We start from the raw sequence: 2,953 nt of genomic DNA, 5'->3' as shown, positions 1-2,953 counted from the left end.
GCCGAGCACGGTGCCGCCGTCCGCGGTGCGGGTGACGCGGACGGTGAGCAGCGGGACGCCGCCGGTGCGCGCGGCCGGGGCGTCCACCGGGTCGACCAGTTGGGTGCCGGCGGCGGCGACCCGGCCCATCGCCTCGGCGAGCGTGCCGTCCACGGTGTGCACGTCGAAGGGCACGCCCGAGTCGTCGCAGACGGCCTCCAGCACGCCGTCGGCGGCGGTGCGCAGCCGCCCGGCGAAGACCGGCACCCGGTCGAGGGCGCGGGCGAGGCCGGCGGCGAGCCGCTCGTCGTCGAGCGGCCGCTCGAAGAAGAGGACGACCGAGACGGAGAGGTCCGCCAGCATGGTGTCCATCAGTCCGCAGCGCAGCACGGTGCCGGGGGCGCGGCCCGCCCTGACGGTCCTGGAACGGCGCAACTGCGGCCAGGCGTTCATGCGTTCCGTCCCCGGGTGATCGGCGGGTGGCGTGCGGGCACGCCGAACGATAGTGGTGCGCGGATCCAGTGGTCCAGTCCAATCGAGCGGTGAGAACGCGCCCGCCGGGCCGCCCGGCGATACAATGCCGACCATGGGACAGCGCTCGGGCGCACCCGCCGCCCCGCCCCTGATGGTGGTCACCGACACCGACTCGCAGCTGATCGATCCGGGCCGGTCCTACCACCTCGGCCGCGACCCGACGAGCGAGATCGTCCTGGACGACCCCCGCGTCTCCTGGCACCACGCCGTCCTGCACGCCACCGGCGACCACTGGCAGCTGGAGGACGTCGGCAGCACCAACGGCACCTACGACGACGGCCGCCGCATCGTCACCGAGGACGTCGGCCCCGGCACCCGGGTGCGCTTCGGCAACCCCGCCGACGGCCCGTCCGCGACCTTCGCCGGCCTGCCCCGCCCCCAGCCCGGCGAACGCCCCTCCCTGCTCACCCCACAGTCCTCCGGCACCTTCCGCAGCCCGAGCGCCGTCCTCCCGCTGCCCGCCCGGGCCGTGCGGATCGGCCGCTCGCACGACAACGACCTCGTCCTGGACGACCTCGTCGTCTCCCGCCACCACGCCGAGCTGCGCGAACTGCCCGGCGGCGGCCACGAGATCGTCGACCTCGACAGCCACAACGGCACCTACCTCAACGGCAGCCCGGTGCGCCGCGCCCCCGTCGGCCCGGCCGACATCATCGGCATCGGCCACTCCGCGCTGTGCCTGTCCGACGGCCACCTCGTCGAGTACACCGACACCGGCGAGATCTCCCTCGACGTCCAGGGCCTCGTCGTCCGCGTCGGCCCCGACCACCGGATGCTGCTCGACCACGTCGGCTTCCCGCTGGCCGAGAAGGCGCTGCTCGCGGTGGCCGGACCGAGCGGCGCCGGCAAGTCCACCCTCCTCAACGCCCTCACCGGGCTGCGCCCCGCCGACGAGGGCACCGTCCTGTACGACGGGCGCGACCTCTACCGCGACTACGCCGAACTGCGCCGCCGGATCGGCCTCGTGCCGCAGGACGACATCCTGCACACCCAGCTCACCGTCCGCCGGGCCCTGTCCTACGCCGCCGAGCTGCGCTTCCCCGGCGACACCGACCCGCACGAGCGCGAGGCGCGCGTCGCCGAGGTGATCCACGAGCTCGGCCTCGACGAGCGGGCCGGGCAGGTCATCGCGAGCCTGTCCGGCGGCCAGCGCAAGCGGGTCAGCGTGGCCCTGGAGCTGCTGACGAAGCCGTCCCTGCTCTTCCTCGACGAGCCGACCTCCGGCCTCGACCCGGGCATGGAGCGCTCGGTGATGCACATGCTCCGCGGGCTGGCCGACGACGGCCGCACCGTCGTCGTCGTGACGCACAGCGTGCTGAGCCTGAACGTGTGCGACCGCCTGCTCGTGCTCGCCCCCGGCGGCCGGACGGCCTACTACGGGCCGCCGCAGGAGGCGCTGGCGTTCTTCGGCTTCGACGAGTGGCCGGCGGCCTTCGAGGCGTTCGAGAACGACGACCACGGCGTCTGGCAGCAGCGCTACCGCGCCTCGCCGCAGTACCACCGGTACATCGCCACCGAGGCCGCGCCCGCGGTCCCCGTCCCGTCGACCGCCGCCGGTCCGGCCGGGCCCGCCATCGGCCGCGAGAAGCCCCAGGGCTGGTTCCCCCAGCTCGCGACCCTCGTGCGCCGCTACGCCGCGGTGCTCGCCGCCGACCGGCTGTTCCTCACCATCATGGTCGTGCTGCCGTTCGTCATCGGCGGCATGTGCCGGGCGATCGCGGGCACCCGGATCTCCCAGGAGAACGCGATCAACTGCCTGATCACGCTCTGCCTGGGCGCCCTGCTGACCGGGTCCGCGAACTCGGTGCGCGAGCTGGTCAAGGAGCGCGAGATCTACCGGCGGGAACGCGTGGTCGGACTGTCCCGGTCGGCGTACGTGGTCTCGAAGGTCGTGGTCCTCGGCGCGGTCACGGTCGGTCAGGCCGCGCTGCTGACCGTGGTCGGCATCGCCGGGGTGAAGATCGCCCCCAAGCTCCCGCCGGGGGCGCCGCCACCGGTGACGACCGGTGTCCAGATGCCACAACTGCCCGAACTGATCGTCGCGGTGGCCGTGCTCGCGTTCTCGGCGATGATGCTCGGGCTGGTGGTCTCGGCGCTGGTGGCCCAGGAGGAGGCCACCATGCCGCTGCTGGTGCTCGTCTCGGTGGTCCAGATCGTCTTCACCGGCCTGATGCTCAAGCTGAACGGCGTGCCCGGCCTGGAACAGGCCTCCTGGCTCGTGCCGTCCCGGTGGGGCCTGTCCGCCATGGCGAGGACCGTCGACCTGCACAACCTGTCCTTCCCGACGGTGCTCACCGCCGACCCGCTCTTCCGCCACGAGCGCCGCGGCTGGCTCCTCGGCATGGCCGCGCTGGCCGCGCTCTCGGTGGCGTACGGCCTGCTCGTCCTGGCCCTCCTGCGCCGCCACGAGCCCGCCGTCATGCGGAAGTAGCCGCACACC

Annotated in this window: 2 protein-coding genes; one reads left to right on the top strand and one right to left on the bottom strand. The window is 73.7% G+C overall.

Annotation, left to right across the window (positions count from 1 at the left end; all coding sequences use genetic code 11):
• Window positions 1–432 (bottom strand): acyltransferase (locus tag AB0O00_RS34115; protein WP_363658468.1); only part of this gene is annotated, 432 nt, incomplete at its 3' end.
• Between the two features lie 133 nt (window positions 433–565).
• On the opposite strand from AB0O00_RS34115, the gene AB0O00_RS34110 reads away from it, so the two are divergent.
• Window positions 566–2,944 (top strand): FHA domain-containing protein, encoded by a 2,379-nt coding sequence (locus AB0O00_RS34110; protein WP_363658466.1) that lies wholly within the window; start codon window positions 566–568, stop codon window positions 2,942–2,944.
• Window positions 2,945–2,953 lie beyond the last annotated feature (9 nt).

Source organism: Kitasatospora sp. NPDC093558, from assembly GCF_040683475.1.
In the GTDB taxonomy this organism is placed as follows: domain Bacteria; phylum Actinomycetota; class Actinomycetes; order Streptomycetales; family Streptomycetaceae; genus Kitasatospora.
The sequence above is the reverse complement of the archived record's forward strand: the minus strand, read 5'-3'. Positions and strand labels throughout refer to the sequence as shown.

Bases quoted from the DNA above. Each gene is read 5' to 3' on its own strand.
- AB0O00_RS34110 (WP_363658466.1), top strand. From the start codon at position 566: ATGGGACAGCGCTCGGGCGCACCCGCCGCCCCGCCCCTGATGGTGGTC.